Source organism: Flavobacterium gelatinilyticum (assembly GCF_027111295.1).
In the GTDB taxonomy this organism is placed as follows: domain Bacteria; phylum Bacteroidota; class Bacteroidia; order Flavobacteriales; family Flavobacteriaceae; genus Flavobacterium; species Flavobacterium gelatinilyticum.
In genome coordinates, this window is sequence record NZ_CP114287.1 from 1,293,208 (window position 1) to 1,309,472 (window position 16,265).

Annotated in this window: 16 protein-coding genes; 2 read left to right on the forward strand and 14 right to left on the reverse strand. The window is 33.5% G+C overall.

What is annotated here, in order from left to right; translation table 11 throughout:
* Positions 1–3: 3 nt before the first annotated feature.
* From OZP11_RS05455 to OZP11_RS05510, 12 genes are all read right to left on the reverse strand, one after another.
* On the reverse strand, positions 4–1,590 hold the full coding sequence (locus OZP11_RS05455) for a sensor histidine kinase (RefSeq protein WP_281234213.1): 1,587 nt from the start codon (positions 1,588–1,590) through the stop codon (positions 4–6).
* Positions 1,591–1,649: 59 nt separating this feature from the next.
* Positions 1,650–2,246 carry a dephospho-CoA kinase gene (coaE, locus tag OZP11_RS05460; protein WP_281234214.1) on the reverse strand — a complete coding sequence of 199 codons (597 nt, stop codon included), beginning with the start codon at positions 2,244–2,246 and terminating at the stop codon, positions 1,650–1,652.
* Position 2,247: 1 nt separating this feature from the next.
* Positions 2,248–3,246, reverse strand: a complete 999-nt coding sequence (locus OZP11_RS05465; protein ID WP_281234215.1) for a glycosyltransferase family 2 protein — start codon at positions 3,244–3,246, stop codon at positions 2,248–2,250.
* A gap of 123 nt (positions 3,247–3,369) precedes the next feature.
* Complete coding sequence (gene fabV / locus OZP11_RS05470; protein ID WP_281234216.1) at positions 3,370–4,560, reverse strand: enoyl-ACP reductase FabV; 1,191 nt, start codon at positions 4,558–4,560, stop codon at positions 3,370–3,372.
* Between the two features lie 23 nt (positions 4,561–4,583).
* On the reverse strand, positions 4,584–5,105 hold the full coding sequence (locus OZP11_RS05475; protein WP_281234217.1) for a tetratricopeptide repeat protein: 522 nt from the start codon (positions 5,103–5,105) through the stop codon (positions 4,584–4,586).
* Between the two features lie 8 nt (positions 5,106–5,113).
* Positions 5,114–6,766, reverse strand: coding sequence for a DNA repair protein RecN (gene recN / locus OZP11_RS05480; RefSeq protein ID WP_281234218.1), 1,653 nt, complete (start codon positions 6,764–6,766; stop codon positions 5,114–5,116).
* Positions 6,767–6,813: 47 nt separating this feature from the next.
* Positions 6,814–7,698: a type IX secretion system protein PorD gene (gene porD / locus OZP11_RS05485; RefSeq protein WP_281234219.1), complete on the reverse strand. Its 885-nt coding sequence runs from the start codon at positions 7,696–7,698 to the stop codon at positions 6,814–6,816.
* A gap of 65 nt (positions 7,699–7,763) precedes the next feature.
* Positions 7,764–8,978 carry a bifunctional phosphopantothenoylcysteine decarboxylase/phosphopantothenate--cysteine ligase CoaBC gene (gene coaBC / locus OZP11_RS05490; protein WP_281234220.1) on the reverse strand — a complete coding sequence of 405 codons (1,215 nt, stop codon included), beginning with the start codon at positions 8,976–8,978 and terminating at the stop codon, positions 7,764–7,766.
* 16 nt (positions 8,979–8,994) lie between these two features.
* The gene (locus OZP11_RS05495) at positions 8,995–9,312 is read right to left on the reverse strand and encodes a DNA-directed RNA polymerase subunit omega (protein WP_012025451.1); all 318 of its coding nucleotides are present in this window, start codon (positions 9,310–9,312) and stop codon (positions 8,995–8,997) included.
* 9 nt (positions 9,313–9,321) lie between these two features.
* Positions 9,322–10,116 carry an outer membrane protein assembly factor BamD gene (locus OZP11_RS05500; RefSeq protein ID WP_281234221.1) on the reverse strand — a complete coding sequence of 265 codons (795 nt, stop codon included), beginning with the start codon at positions 10,114–10,116 and terminating at the stop codon, positions 9,322–9,324.
* 137 nt (positions 10,117–10,253) lie between these two features.
* A complete protein-coding gene (dapA, locus tag OZP11_RS05505) occupies positions 10,254–11,135 on the reverse strand; it encodes a 4-hydroxy-tetrahydrodipicolinate synthase (RefSeq protein ID WP_281234222.1) in 882 nt (293 codons plus the stop codon).
* 16 nt (positions 11,136–11,151) lie between these two features.
* Positions 11,152–11,664, reverse strand: coding sequence for a DUF6913 domain-containing protein (locus OZP11_RS05510; RefSeq protein WP_432419653.1), 513 nt, complete (start codon positions 11,662–11,664; stop codon positions 11,152–11,154).
* 46 nt (positions 11,665–11,710) lie between these two features.
* Between OZP11_RS05510 and OZP11_RS05515 the strand changes: the two genes are divergently transcribed.
* Together OZP11_RS05515 and OZP11_RS05520 are read left to right on the forward strand one after the other, a co-directional pair.
* On the forward strand, positions 11,711–12,490 hold the full coding sequence (locus OZP11_RS05515) for a 5'-nucleotidase C-terminal domain-containing protein (protein WP_281234224.1): 780 nt from the start codon (positions 11,711–11,713) through the stop codon (positions 12,488–12,490).
* Between the two features lie 56 nt (positions 12,491–12,546).
* Positions 12,547–13,458, forward strand: coding sequence for a bifunctional metallophosphatase/5'-nucleotidase (locus OZP11_RS05520; protein ID WP_281234225.1), 912 nt, complete (start codon positions 12,547–12,549; stop codon positions 13,456–13,458).
* On the opposite strand, the gene OZP11_RS05525 is transcribed toward OZP11_RS05520, so the two are convergent.
* Together OZP11_RS05525 and ligA are read right to left on the reverse strand one after the other, a co-directional pair.
* Positions 13,448–14,140 carry a lysoplasmalogenase family protein gene (locus OZP11_RS05525; protein WP_281234226.1) on the reverse strand — a complete coding sequence of 231 codons (693 nt, stop codon included), beginning with the start codon at positions 14,138–14,140 and terminating at the stop codon, positions 13,448–13,450. The genes OZP11_RS05520 and OZP11_RS05525 overlap by 11 nt on opposite strands.
* Positions 14,127–16,133: an NAD-dependent DNA ligase LigA gene (gene ligA / locus OZP11_RS05530; RefSeq protein ID WP_281234227.1), complete on the reverse strand. Its 2,007-nt coding sequence runs from the start codon at positions 16,131–16,133 to the stop codon at positions 14,127–14,129. The genes OZP11_RS05525 and ligA overlap by 14 nt, the downstream gene beginning before the upstream one ends.
* Between the last annotated feature and the right edge of the window lie 132 nt (positions 16,134–16,265).

The following is a 16,265-nucleotide window of genomic DNA, read 5'->3' on the forward strand; positions in this document are numbered from 1 at the left end:
ATTTTAATTTATTAATGGTATTTTTATTATAAAGGTGCTACCTTTTCCTTTTTCGCTTTCAACATATACTTGTCCATTGTGGTCCTCCACGATTCTTTTTACATATGCGAGACCTAAACCATGTCCTTTAACATTATGCAGATCTCCTGTATGTTCTCTGTAAAATTTCTCAAATACTCGTTTCTGAGCTATCTTACTCATTCCTAATCCATGATCTTTGACTTTAATCAGGATCATGTCTTTTATATTTTCGGTAAAAATTTCAATTTTAGGCGCATCCGGAGAATACTTAATTGCATTTTCCAAAATATTAACCAGAACATTTGTAAAGTGTACTTCATTTATAAGTGAAGTTGTTCTTGCTGCATTAAAATGCTTTACTACAGTTCCCTGTTTGTCTTCTAAAATTAAATTTACATGTTCAATAGCATCATCAATAATGTCGTGAATTACGGTAGGTTCTTTTGTAATGTCAAGTTCTCTTTTTTCTAATTTAGAAATTCTAAGAACATTCTCGACCTGAGCATGCATTCTTTTGTTTTCGTCTCTTATCATTTGAAGATAGCGATAAACTTTTTCTTTATCTTCAATTATTTTGGGGTTTCTGATGGCATCCAGTGCCAAATTTATTGTTGCGATTGGGGTTTTAAACTCATGCGTCATATTATTTATAAAATCAGTCTTGATTTCAGAAATATGTTTTTGACGTAATAATTGATTTAACGCACTTGTATAGGCAACTATTATAATTAATGTAAAAACTATTGATAATATGGTGATACTCAATAATTCTGACAATAAAAATTTCTTTTTGTGAGGAAATGTAATATACAAATCATAAGCACTATTTCCTTCATTATCAGTAAAAATTGGAACCTGATAGCTTGCATCTTTATCATAATGAAAACCTTCAGATTTTATTTTTGTGGCCAGACCGTTATTCAGAACCCCAAATTCAAACTTGGTTTTAACACCATATTCTTCCAATTCTTTTTTCAGAAGCGATTTTAGTTTAGCTGCCGAAATTCTTTCATCCAGCGGTCTAACACCTGCAATATCTTTCAGGGTGATTTCCTGTTGTATTTTATTTAAAATATCAAGACTTCCTGATTTCTCAATTTTCAGATCGGGTATTAAACTCTGTCCCAGCTGATTGTTATCAATCCCATTGTTGTTATTGTAAACTTCAGTTACACGCTTTGAACTGAAACTCTTAAAACGCTCACTGCTGAATTTTTTATTAAACAGTTCACCTGTTATATCATAATCTTCAGACGTTAAGGTGTTGGAATAAACAATGGTTTTATTAGTCTTTTTATTTCTTTGAACAAATAATACTTCAAGAAGGTCTTCCTTTTTAGGTGTTTTCCCTATACTGTCCTTAAGCTTGTTTGCTTTATCAGCATAAAAATATAATTCTTGCTTTTCAAGCTTATCAGCTACATTTCCAATAACTTGAGTAACGTGGTATTTAAACTGTTCATCGTTGTTTTTGAACGATGAATTGAACCAATAAACTTGTACCAGAATGATCCCTATTAAGGATAAACTCATCAGTAAAACAAGTATTCTAAAAAATAATTTATTCATCGAAACAAAATTAATATTTTAACAATATACTAAATAATACATTAACCAAATATTAACATTTAAGACTGATTTTGTTTTATTTTCAAAATTTTAAGAATTTTAACAACATCTTCTTCAGCAATTTTAAGATTACTGTTATTAATAACAAAATTGCTTAAAGAAATTCGTTTTTCGTCATCCCACTGCATTTTCATTCGGTTTAACACGTTTTCTCTTGTTGTATTATCACGTTTTAAAACTCTTTCAATTCTTATTTCTATAGGTGCTGTAACCGTCACAATATAATCGCATTCTATATATCGGCCGCTTTCAAATAAAATAGCCGACTCGTAAATTACAAATTCATATTCCTGATGCTGCGAAAGCCATAATTCAAAATCTCTCTTTACGGCAGGATGCACAATCGAATTCAGTTTTGCAAGTTTATCAGCATTATTAAATACAATTTCAGCCAATTTAGGTCTGTTTAAAACATCATTATCAAAGAGCGATTCTCCAAAAGTCAGTTTAACTTCGTTTATAATTTCAGCGGACTGCATTACTTTTTTTGCTCCGTCATCTGCTATATAAACAGGAACTCCGTTTTGTTTAAAAAAACCTGCTATTGTTGTTTTTCCGCTTCCTATTCCGCCGGTCAGACCGATAACTTTTGTCATATTATATTTTAAAAAACATACGAGGAAAAGCTTCTTGTGGTTTTTTCTTTAATAAAATAACTTTTACAAAAGATTCTAAAAAACCTGTCCCGTAACCATAAAATTGTTTCCACACCGCTATTACAGATAAAAACCCAATCTTGATACTTTTATTCTGAATACTGGATGTAAGAAAAATTACAACGAAATATACGAAATATAATTGTAATAAAACATCAATATTAAAAATTAATAGTAAAACAGCTAATAATAACCCCAGAATAAATGCCGTTGGAAAGAAAAAAGTAAGCTTATTATGTTCTGGATACCAACTGTTTAATATAGGTCTTGCAATCCCGAATTTTTTTACCTGAATCGAGAATTTTTCCCAGTCAATCCTGCGTTTATGATACACATACGCCTCAGAAAACAGTCTTGTTTCAAAGCCCAGGTTCCACAAACGGATAGATAAATCAGGGTCTTCGCCGGGATGTATGTTGCCAAATCCTTTTGAAACCTCAAAAGCTTTTTTTGAAATTCCCATATTGAAACTTCTTGGCTGAAACTTATTGATTTTTTCTGAACCGCCCCGAATTCCGCCGGTTGTTAAAAATGAAGTCATTGCAAAATTAATTGCCTTTTGGATATTTGAAAAACTTTTAAGAGCCTTGTCAGGACCGCCGAAACAGTCCACATATTTTTCATTAAGCGCTTTTCTTACTTCTGTTAAATAATTTGGAGGTATAATACAGTCAGAATCGAAAATGATAAAATAATCACCTCTCGCCTTCTGCATTCCAAAGTTTCTTGAATCACCAGGCCCTGAATTTGGTTTTACGTAATATGAAATATTCAATTTACCCTGATAATTCATTACAACATCTTTACAGGGAACTGTTGAACCATCTTCAACCAGAACAATTTCAAAAGGTTCATCGTAATCTGATTTTACAAGACTTTCTAATAGTTCATCAACTTCATCGGGACGATTATACACGGGTATAATTAAAGAAAAGATCATAATAGGTATACTGATTTAATGGTATATTTTTAATGTGAAAAAATTTTAACAAAGATAGAGTATATTCCATAAAAAAACCATCAACTTTTGGGTTGATGGTTCTTTGTCTGTAAAAATTTATTTTTACTTGATACTTTCGATATTTACTACTTCGTTTGTGTCTGCCTGATAATCTACTCCAGCAAATTCAAATCCGAATAAATTAAGGAAATCATTTCTGTAACCTGCTAAATCTCCAATAGATGGCAATGTTTCAGTTGTAGCTTCTTTCCAAAGTTCAGCCACTTTTGCCTGAACATCTTCGCGCATTTCCCAGTCGTCGATTCTGATTCTTCCTTTCTCGTCAACAGGAACATCTGTTCCGTTGTATAATCTGTCCTGAAATAAACGCTGAATCTGCTCGATACATCCTTCATGAATTCCTTCTTCTTTCATTATTTTATATAAAAGAGAGATATATAATGGAATAACCGGAATTGCAGAACTCGCCTGAGTAACCAAAGCTTTGTTTACAGAAACATAAGCTTTTCCGCCAATTGACTGTAAGCTGTCAGAAATTGTAAAAGCAGTAGCTTCTAAGTGGTCTTTTGCGCGACCAATTGTTCCTTTACGGTAAACCGCTTCTGTTAATTCTGGTCCTATATATGAATACGCGATTGTAGTTGCGCCTTCTGCTAATAAATTTTCATTTTTTAAAGCTTCGATCCACATTGCCCAGTCTTCACCTCCCATTACTGCTACTGTGTTTTCAATATCTTCCTCATTTGCAGGAGCGATAGAAACTTCAGAAACATTTCCTGTATGAAAATCAACTGTTTTGTTTGTAAAAGTCTGTCCAATTGGTTTTAAAACAGAACGGTGCGTAACTCCTGTATTAGGATTTGTACGAACCGGCGATGCCAAACTGTAGATTACAAGATCTACCTGCCCTAAATCTGCTTTAATTAAATCTAAAGTTTCTCTTTTAATTTCATTTGAAAAAGCATCTCCATTGATACTTTTTGCATACAAACCTGCTTTATGAGCTTCTTTTTCAAAAGCAGCAGAGTTATACCATCCCGGAGAAGCTGTTTTACCTTCCAATGGCGGTTTTTCAAAAAATACACCAATAGTAGCGGCATCAGATCCAAAAGCGCTTGTAATTCTTGAAGCTAATCCGAAACCTGTTGAAGCACCAATTACTAATACTTTTTTTGCTCCGGCAATTGCGCCTTTAGATTTTACATATTCAATTTGATTCTTAACATTTTGCTCGCAGCCTGTAGGATGTGCTGTCAAACAAATAAATCCTCTCATTCTAGGTTCTATAATCATCTTTTGTAATTATTTTTTTGTATTTATTTGAATTTTAGTTTTAATTTTTCAAAAATAGACATTTTATCTTTAACCCTTTTCATGTTTGCATTCATATTGTCTATAAAATTTGAAGCCAGTGCATTTTTTTGCGCCGTTTTATAATATTTATAAGCAGCAATATAATCGTGCTCACATTCAGCTATCCTCCCTAATTCACTGTTATATGAAGAGTTATCTGCATTTTCTAAATTTTCAAATGTAAACTGAATATGCTTTTTTGCTTCATCATATCTTCCTAAATCTACCAGCAAATAAGTATAATTTAAATAAGGAGCATTGTATTTTGGATCAAATTTCATTGCAAGTTTGTAATGAAAAATACCTTTATCGTAATTATTCAGTTTATAATAATAAATCCATCCTAGATGATTATGTGCTTTTCCAAAATCAGGATACTGAGACAGGATTTCTTCAAGCATTTCTTTCCCGTCTGCTATATTTCCATCTGCAATTAATGAATCTGCTTTAATAAACTGATTTTCGTAATAACTTAAACTTTCCATTATGGCTTTTAATTAAGTAATTCTTTTGCATGATTAAGTGCCGAATCAGAAATATTGGCTCCTGATAACATTTGTGCAATTTCAAGGATTCTCTCATCCTGACCCAGAAGTTTTAATTCTGACTGTGTATCGTTATCGACAGTAGATTTAGAAACTCTAAAATGAGAGTCGCCTTTTGCCGCGATCTGAGGTAAATGTGTAATGGCAAAAATCTGCATTTTTGTGCTCATTTCTTTCATTATCTCTCCCATTCTAATCGCAATTTCACCCGAAACTCCTGTATCGATCTCATCAAAAATCAGGGTTGGTAATTTTGAATATTGCGCTAAAATCGCTTTAACTGCAAGCATAATACGAGACATTTCTCCTCCTGAAGCTACTTTTTTCAATAACCCGAAATCGCTTCCTTTGTTAGCAGAGAATAAAAACTGTAATTCGTCTTTTCCGTTCTGGAAATACGTTTCAGACGGCAGAAGTTCCATATTGAAACGAGCATTCGGCATACCCAGTTTTTCTAAAATAGAGATTAATTTATCTGATAAAACCGGAATTGCTTTAATCCTGCTTTCGTGAATCAAACCGGCAAGAGTATTCAGTTCGGTTTCTTTTTCCTCGATTGATTTCGATAATGTTTCGATTTCCTCATCAATATTATCAAGTTCAAGAAGCGTATTTCCTAAATCGGCCTGAATTTGAAGCAGTTCATCCACAGAGTCAACGTGGTGTTTTTTCTGTAAATTAAAAATCAACTGTAGTTTTTGACTTATTGCCTGCAGCTGTTCAGGGTCGTTTAATAATTTTTCCGAAGAACTTTGAAGTTCTTTTGAAATATCATCAAATTCAATTGACAAACTAGTTATTCTTTCTGACAAACCCTGGTATTCTACAGCAAACGGAGCAATTTTCTGTATGGCTGTTTTAATTTCATTAAGATTATGAAATACGCCAAATTGTTCTTCATTTGCGATTGCAAGCGATTTATCTAATGCTTCTTTTATTATTTCGACATTATTCAGTTTTTCAAAATCAGCTTCAAGCTCTGCCTGTTCTCCTGATTTTAATTTTGCCGAAACTAATTCGTTTAACAAATACGTATTGTATTCCAGTTCTTTTCCGGAATCACTTTGTTTTTTAAGAAGTGTGTTTAATTTTGTTTTTTCCGATCTGTATACTTTTAGCAGTTTTTGATAATCTGAAATTATTTCTGAATTATCCGAAATAGCATCAATTATTTTAAACTGTACACTTTCATCTGATAATTCCTGTGTTTGCTGCTGCGAATGGATATCTATTAAAAACAAACTTAAGTCCTGCAGTTCCTGAAGATTTACCGGACTGTCGTTTATAAAAGCACGTGATTTTCCCGAAGGGAGAATTTCACGTCTTATGATTGTTTCATCTTCATAATCGAGATCATTAGTCTGAAAAAATTCTTTAAGGTTGTATTTAGAAATATCAAACTGAGCTTCGATCACACATTTTTCTTCTTTGTTTTTTAACGAAGTAAGGTCAGCTCTTTTTCCTAAAACCAAACCAATTGCACCTAAGATAATAGATTTACCAGCGCCTGTTTCACCTGTAATTATTGAGAAACCTTTTGAAAAATTTATAGTCAGTTTTTCAATCAGAGCATAATTTTTAATAGACAGTGAAGTGATCATATAGGATTATAAAATATGGGGTTATGAAGGAGGCCAAAAATAAGATATTAAAACTTAATTTGTGACCATTTTGCATTATTTAAAGGCGAAACTTTATTTAGAACATCCGTCAAGTCTGTAATAGGAATACTTGGTCCGCCGGAAAAAATAGAAACAATTTCATCTGACTTTGCATCAAAGAATATTCTGGACAGAAAAGAGTTTGGCCTGACAGAATTTACTTTCCCGATAAGTACTACAGAAGATTTTATTTTTTCTTTTGCTGCTTTTAAATCTGAACTCATCAAATCTAAACCTGAATGATACAGGAAATTAGTCTGACGCAGATCGCTGAATGTTGGAGAAAGCATATCCGTAATAAGGTAATAACGGTTTTGAAGTCCGTCTGACTGACTCCAGCCTTTATACCCGCCCTGTTGTGCTACACTTGCAATATTCTGAGCGGTTTCGAAATACTGGCTTCCGCCTTCCAATTGAAACGTATCAGCATCCAGCCCAAGAATCATATAGCTGTAAAAAGAAACAACAGATACTAAATTGGATTCAAATACGGTTGGGTTATATAACAAAGGTTCATATTCTGTGTATCTGAAATTGAAATCTTTATCATTAAAATTTAAAACCGGCGAAGAATACGTAGAATTAAATATCAACCTCGAAGACTGCACCTGAATAGTTCCCGTAAACTGATCTGAACTGTACGACGACAAAGTAATATACATCGAACAATTAATTCGTTCGTTTTGTTTTAAAGAAGATCCTGTCCAGTCTGTTTTATTTACAAATTCAGACAATGAAGTCTGAAGCGTTTTAAAAATCTGCTGGTTTGCATTCGGCAGACGGTCAGTATTAATTGTAACAGTACAATTTAACTGCTGTGCTTTTGTTAAGCCGGAAACAAGAAACATTAAAAGAATAATTATTTTATTCATACAACTAATAGTATTTAATCAGCATAAAATAGTATTCTATTTCTGCTTATTGAAAATCTCTTAAATCAGGGTTTTGCAAAATGTTCAATCACCTTATTTAAAATGTCTACTGCTACTGATTCTTTTGATTTTAATTCCATAGGTTCGATTTCAAATTTATCATCAATAAACGTTACTTTATTGGTTTCTTTCTTAAAACCTGCACCCTCATCTTGTAAGGAATTTAAAACAATCAAATCTAAGTTTTTTTTCTGGATTTTCAACTTAGCATTTTCAATTTCATTTTCAGTCTCTAAAGCAAAGCCTATTAAAAACTGTTTTTCTTTTATAGCTCCTAAAGAAGATAAAATATCTTTTGTTTTTTCAAGTTCAATAGTAAATTCGTCTGAATTTTTCTTAATCTTCTGTAAAGCAACTTCTTTAGGTCTGTAATCTGCTACGGCTGCAGCGGCAATTGCTGCGTCTGTGTTGTTAAAATATTCATGGCAAGCATTGTACATTTCCTGTGCAGATACTACATTAACAACTTTAATAGACGAATTTTTAACTTTTAAGTGTGTTGGTCCTGAAACCAAAATAACCTCAGCCCCCAGATCTGCTGCCTGATTTGCAATATCAAATCCCATTTTTCCAGAAGAGTGATTTCCTATAAAACGTACGGGATCTATCGCTTCGTATGTCGGGCCGGCTGTAATTAGTATTTTTTTTCCTTTTAAAGGCAGTTTGCTTTCTAAATCAGCTTCAAGAAAAGCGATTATATTTTCAGGTTCAGCCATTCGTCCTTCTCCGGACAAACCGCTGGCTAATTCTCCTTTTTCAGCCGGAATCATAATGTTTCCGAATTGTTTAAGAGAATTAAAACTTGAAATTGTAGAAGGGTGTTTATACATATCCAAATCCATAGCCGGTGCAAAATAAACCGGACATTTGGATGATAAGTATACCGCAATTAAAAGATTGTCGCAATTTCCTGACGCCATTTTAGACAAGGTATTAGCAGTTGCAGGAGCTACCAACATCAAATCAGCCCAAAGACCTAATTCGACATGGTTATTCCAGACAGCATCTTCATCGTCGTGGTTAAAGAAATTGGAATGTACAGGATTTTTGGATAACGTAGATAAGGTAAGCGGGGTTACAAAATCCTTAGAAGCAGGTGTCATGACCACCTGGACATGTGCACCTGCCTTTATAAAAAGTCGTACTAATGAGGCTGTTTTATAGGCTGCAATTCCACCGGAAACTCCCAGTAAAATTTTTTTCCCTTTTAAAACTGACATTATATACTATATTAAATTATTTATTTGAATTTCTGTGGTATGTTTTACCATCTAACCATTCCTGAACAGCTAAAGCATGTGGTTTTGGTAATTTTTCGTAAAATTTAGAAACTTCAATCTGCTCTTTATTTTCAAAAACTTCTTCAAGACTGTCATTATAAGTAGCAAACTCCTCTAATTTCTCAGTTAATTCTTTTTTAATTTCAGAATTAATTTGATTTGCTCTTTTAGCCATAATGGTAATTGCCTCATACACATTTCCTGTTGGCTCTTCAATAACTGTTTTATTGTAAGTTATTGTGTTAACAGGAGCATTCGTCTTTTTTAAATCCATGACTTTATTTTATTTAGTAAATTTTTGTAAATCTGTTTCAACTCTGGCATTCATTTCTTCTGCCTGTTTTTTGTATTTCGTATCGCTTTTAAATTTCAGCAGGTTAGCATAAGCTGTCTGAGCAACATGTAAACGTTCTTCCATTTTTGCAGGAACGCTGTTTATGGCCAGCTTGTATGCTGAATCGTATTTATAAAACAACGCATCTTCTTTGTATGGTGTTCCAGGAAAATCTGCAATAAAATTATCAAATGCCACTAAAGCCGATTTAAAATCAGAAATTGTATTGTAGCCTTTAGCATTCTCGTATGCTTTTTTCTCTAATTTTCCATTTAAGATTTTTACAGTCTCATTTGCCTGAGCCATGTATTCTGAGTTTGGATAATTATCAATAAAAGTCTGCAGTTTTTCTAAAGCTTTTACAGTATCTGACTGATCCAGACTGTAAACCGGAGCCAATTTTGAATAACTGTACGCACCTAAAAAGGCTGCTTCCTGAACTTTTTCGCTTCGAGGGTATCCTGAAACAAAGCTTTCAAACTGATAGCCTGCTAAATAATACTGATGTGTTTTGTAATAAGACTGAGAAAACATGTAAAACAGCTTTTCTGCCTGAGGCTTACCTCTGTAAGAAGGAGCCAATTGTTCAAAAAGACGAATCGCTTTTGAGTATCTTCCTGCTTCATACATTTTTGTCGCCACTTCGAACTTCGCCGCAACATCTTCATTTTTTAATGCTTTTTGATACTCACTACAAGAACAAAAAAGGGCAACAATAATTAATAGAGATACTATTTTTTTCATTTTCTTACTTTATATTTAAGATTTCTTAGACTTATACCAAAGAAAAATAGCCCCGAAGTTCCGGTGGCAAATTTAGGTATTAATTTAGCGACTGCAAAATAATTTTTTAGTATATTAAAATACTAACACTTTAACAATTATTTAATGCTGTTTTTCACAAAGTCATTTAATCTTTCGGCCAAAGAATCGTCTACAGAAACTAACGGAAGTCGGACTGTGTTTTCAGCAATGTTCATTGCCTGAAAAACGTGCTTGATTCCCGCAGGATTTCCCTGTTCGAAAATCATATCAATACAGTCTGCTAAAAAGTAATGATTCTTAAATGCTTCTGCCGCTTTTTTATTAAGCCCTAAACGAATCATTTCTGAAAATTCTTTTGGGTAACCTTGTCCAATAACCGAGATTACTCCTGCCCCGCCAGCTAAAACAATTGGAAGTGCAATCATATCATCTCCTGAAATAACAAGGAAATCTTTTGGCGCATCTTTAATAAGTTTTAAAGCTTGTGCCATATCGCCTGCCGCTTCTTTAATTGCAACTACATTATCAAAATCATTTGCCAGACGAATTACTGTTGAAGGAAGCATGTTGCTTGAAGTTCTTCCCGGAACATTATATAGGATTACCGGTACTGGAGAAGCTTCTGCAATTGCTTTGAAGTGCTGGTAAATTCCTTCCTGTGTTGGTTTATTGTAATAAGGTGATACAGACAAAATAGCTTCAAATGCAGAAAAATCTCTTGTTTTTAATTCTTCAACAATCTGCATGGTATTATTTCCGCCAACTCCAAGAACAAGAGGAAGCCTTCCTTTATTTACATCTATTACTGTATTGATAACTAATTCTTTCTCTTCTTGTGTAAGGGTTGCATTTTCTGCTGTTGTTCCCATAACCACAAGATACTCTACTCCTCCATCAATTGAGAAATTAACGATGCGCTGTAAGGCTTCAATATCTACTGAAAAGTCTTTTTTAAAAGGAGTTACAAGCGCAACACCAGTTCCTATTAATGATTGCATATTTTGAATTATAATATTATTTTATACTTTTTAAATACCTAAACAATTCCGAAATGAAAAGTTTATATTCTGCCATAGATGTGTTTATCATCCATCGGTTTAATCTTTCATCAACAGATGAAAACCCAACTTTGAATTTCGCTTTTGATTTGCTGGTTATCATCATTAAAATAGTGTTTTCAATGTTGTAATAACTAATCAAAAGATCAAATTCTGTATCTGCAAATTCATTTAAAAAAACTTCTGTAATCTGCCCTCTCCAGTTGATATGTCTTTTACTAAAAGTAGGTCTTGAATACGTTTTTTTCTTTTTGAATCTGCTTCTGTATGCAGCTATTTTAATATTCTCCTGAGAAATTCCATTTAAAACAAGTTCCCGGATCAATTCCTTTGATTCGCGAAATTTGCTTTCGTCTATCAATAAACCAACAGTTTGCACATTACTTGTAAAAACTTCCTTTTTGAAAATACGCAAGTTATTTTTTAATGATTTTTTTACAAAAAACTCCTTTATATAATTCAAAAACATAGTACTTTTACAAATTACAAAATTAATTATTTAAGCCGCATTTAAAATGGTAAAACTAAAAAAGTATAACCGATTTTTAAAACTTTTTGTTATATTCTTAACAGTTATTTCAATCTCTTCCTGCAGCCCTAAGGCATACAATGTAACAAAAATAGAAGGAAAACAAATTCCGGTAACCGAAAAAAATACCGAAACTCCTGAAATAGAAAATTTTATCAAGCCTTATCGCGATCATATAAATAAAGATTTAGACAGTGTTCTGGCTTACTGCCCTGAAACGTTGGACAAAAGTACAGGTAAATGGCAGACTACAATAGGAAATCTAATGGCAGATATCATTATAAAGCGCGGTAATACTGTTTTTAAAGCTCGTGAAAATAAAGATATTGATATATGCTTTTTAAATCATGGCGGTATCAGGGCTATCCTGCCTAAAGGAAATGTTACAACACGATCTGCTTATGAAATCATGCCTTTTGAAAACAATCTTGTTGTTCTCGAATTAAAAGGTGAACAGATTAAAGAAATTACAACTTATATTATTAAGGAGAAAAAACCGCATCCTTTAGCGGGAATGACTTTTATTATTGCAAAAGATAATACAGCCAAGAATATCCTTGTACAGGGAAAACCTCTGGACGTTAATAAAACCTATTACGTCGCCACAAATGATTATCTGGCAAACGGAGGCGACAGCATGACTTTTTTCGCAAAAAATACAAAGAAATTTGATTTGAATTATAAACTTCGAAATGTACTGATTGATTATTTTAAAGAAGTAGATACTATTCCGGTTCCGAGGGATATTAGAATTACAGAAGAATAAAAAAGACATTTCGAACAAAACAAAAACGAGAAGCGTTTACGCAAAAAATATAGAAAATGAAAAGAAGAGAATTTATCGAGAAAACTGCTGCCAGTACTGCTTTATTAAGCCTTGGATTATCTTTGAGCAGTTTTGAAACCAACGATATTAAACACTTAACTGTTCTTCATACAAACGATGTACACAGTCATATTGATCCTTTTCCTGCTGATGATCCCCGTAATCCAAATAAAGGAGGGATTTCGCGCCGTGCTGCTCTTATAGAAACAATTCGCCGCGAAAATCCTAATGTGCTTTTACTTGATGCCGGTGATATTTTTCAGGGAACTCCTTATTTTAATTATTATGGCGGCGAGCTTGAATTTAAATTAATGAGCATGATGAAATATGATGCCTCTACAATTGGAAACCATGATTTTGACAATGGTCTGGATGGATTGTATGCACAAATGCCTCATGCCACTTTTGAGTTTATTAACTCAAACTATAATTTTAAAAATACGGTTATGAACGGTCTCGTAAAACCGTATAAAATCTTCAATAAAAACGGCATTAAAGTGGGGGTTTTTGGTGTAGGAATTGAGCTTCAGGGTTTAGTTGACAAACAATTATACAAGGAAACAGTATATAATAATCCGGTCGAAATTGCGCAGGATATGACGCAGTTATTAAAAAATCAGGAGAAATGCGATTTGGTTATCTGTCTTTCGCACCTTGGTTACAAATATAAGGATGATGAAAACAAGATTTCTGACTTAAAATTTGCCGCACTTACACAAGATATTGATTTAATCATTGGCGGTCATACACATACTTTTCTTGACAAACCTACTGTTATAAAAAACAAAGCCGGTGTTGATGTACTGGTAAATCAGGTAGGGTGTTACGGAATCAATTTAGGCCGTATCGATTTTTATTTTGATAAAGATAAAGCACACACAAATCAGTCGAGATCTATTATTGTATAGTACTTTTTCTCTTTTTCTTTGCTTTTTCAAGAAAATATTTGGTCATAAAAAAATAAGCCATAATCTGGGTGCTGTCTCTGATTAGTATTAAAACGACCGAATAGGAAAAATATTCATCGAAAATATAAAAGATATCCGAGAAGATGTAGCTTATTGCCATCAGCGACATCAAAAGCGTTATGTAACTTCCTCTTGTAATATAACTTACAAAAGAGAAGTAACTCAATGCGCTTAATACAATGCCGTAAGCAATATAAATAAATTTGAATTCTTCCAGGTTGTCGAGTTTCATTCCTAATACAGATATCAGCAGGTACACAATAAACAGTATTACGATTGCGACAGGCAGGATATCTTTTTTCCTGAGTTTTATTTTTTGATGTTCAAATAAAAAGAGTTTGAGTATTAATGAGTAAACAATTAGAAAAGAGATCACGGCTCCAATTTCGGAAATTTCGATATCCATTAAATCGAAGACGTGGCCTATAAAGCAGAATAAAAAAATTAAACCTTCTATTTTCCTGATTTTAAATTCCCTGCTGATTAAAAAGTAAATAAATATGGCGGGCAGGACGACTGCTTTTGCATAAGTAGCCAGAAAATCTTGTTCTGTACAATCGAAAATAATTGTACACAGCAGGGCTGAAAAAAATAAAATCAACGAGGGTTTATTCGCTTTCATTCAGTTTCGTGATAAATTCTTCTTCCGATAATATTGGAATATTTAATTTATTTGCTTTTTCTAATTTAGCCGGCCCCATATTGTCGCCTGCTACTACAAAATCTGTTTTTGCCGAAATTGAACTTCCTACTTTACCTCCGTTGTCCTCAATGGTCTTTTTAAGTTCGTCTCTTGAGAACTGAGCAAAAACTCCGGATACGACAAATGTTTTTCCCAAGAATTTTTCTGTAGCATCTGGATTGATTCTTTCTAAAATTTCAAACTGAATGCCATAACTTTTCAGACGTTCTATGATGGTTTTATTTTCTTCGTTTTCAAAGAATTCAACAACACTTCTTGCGATTCTTTCTCCAATTTCATCTACTAAAATTAAATCCATTAGAGTTGCCTGGCTTAAAGCGTCGATATTTTTATAATGTTTCGCTAATTTTTTGGCTACGGTTTCGCCTACAAAACGAATTCCGAGTGCAAACAATACACTTTCAAAAGGAATTTCTTTCGATTTTTGGACGCCGTTTACTAAGTTTTCAGCTGATTTTTGTGCCATTCTTTCCAACGGCAGGATGTTTTCGACTTTCAATTCGTATAAATCGGCATAATTGTGTACTAAGCCGTTATTGAAAAGCAGAGCCACTGTTTCGCCTCCCAGTCCTTCAATATCCATTGCTTTTCTTGAAATGTAATGCTGGATTCGACCGATAATCTGCGGTGGACAGCCATAAAAGTTAGGACAATAATGATTGGCCTCTCCTGCATTTCTGACTAATTCAGTCTCACATTCAGGGCAATGTGTAATGTATTTTGTAACTTCTGAATTTTCTGGGCGTTTTTCTAAATCTACAGCAATAATCTTCGGAATAATCTCTCCTCCTTTTTCTACAAAAACGGTATCATTTATTCTGATGTCAAGCTTTTCGATTTGATCAGCATTATGAAGTGAAGCTCTTTTTACAATAGTTCCTGCCAATTGTACAGCTTCTAAATTCGCTACGGGAGTAATCGCTCCTGTACGTCCAACCTGATAAGAGATTGATTTTAAAACAGTAGAAACTTGTTCTGACTTAAATTTATAAGCAATCGCCCAGCGAGGGGATTTGGCTGTATATCCTAATTCTTCCTGAGAATGAATGCTGTTTACTTTTATAACAACACCATCTGTTTCATACGGTAATTTATGGCGGTGTACATCCCAATAATCAATAAATTCAAAAACTTCCTGCATGCTGTTAACCAATTTGGCTTCTGCAGGTACTTTGAATCCCCATTTTCTGGCAGATTCCAAGCCTTCATATTGGGTTTTAAATGGCAGATTGGTTCCTGCAACGGTATACAATAAACATTCGAGCGGACGTTTGGCAACCTCGGCACTATCCTGCAGCTTTAAACTTCCTGATGCTGTGTTTCTTGGGTTTGAATACGGTGTTTCTCCAATTTCAATTAATTCCTGATTCATTTTTTCGAAACCGGCATACGGCAGAATAATTTCACCTCGTATATCGAATCTTTCCGGAAAATCACCTTTTAGACGTAACGGAACTGATTTTATGGTTTTAATATTGTTTGTTACTTCATCTCCCTGAAATCCGTCGCCGCGTGTCAGGGCCTGAACCAGTTTTCCGTTTTCGTATGAAATACTGATGGAAGCTCCGTCGTATTTTAGTTCACAGGTGTATTGAAGACTTATATTTCCAAGAACACGCTGTAAACGGTTTTCCCAGTCAATTAAATCTTCTTTTGAATAGGAATTATCAAGCGAATACATTCGGAACTGATGTGCTATGGTTTTAAAGTTTTTGGTTACTGTACCTCCTACACGTTGTGTTGGAGAATCTTCATCAAAAAATTCGGGATGTTTGTTTTCTAATTCCTGAAGTTCTTTTAGTTTAATATCAAAATCGTAATCAGAAATTGTGGCGTTATCTAAAACATAATAATTGTAATTGTGCTGATTTAGTTCATCTCGTAATGCCTGAATGGTTTCTTGAATATTCATAAGATAGTAAAATAATGGGTATTGCTGTTTTAATTAACGAATCTCAAAAATAGGCTATTTTTACTTAAAAAATAATACTGCTGCAAAGTTTTGTAAAAATCAAAAATCAGGCAGTAAAAGCATACTGCCTGA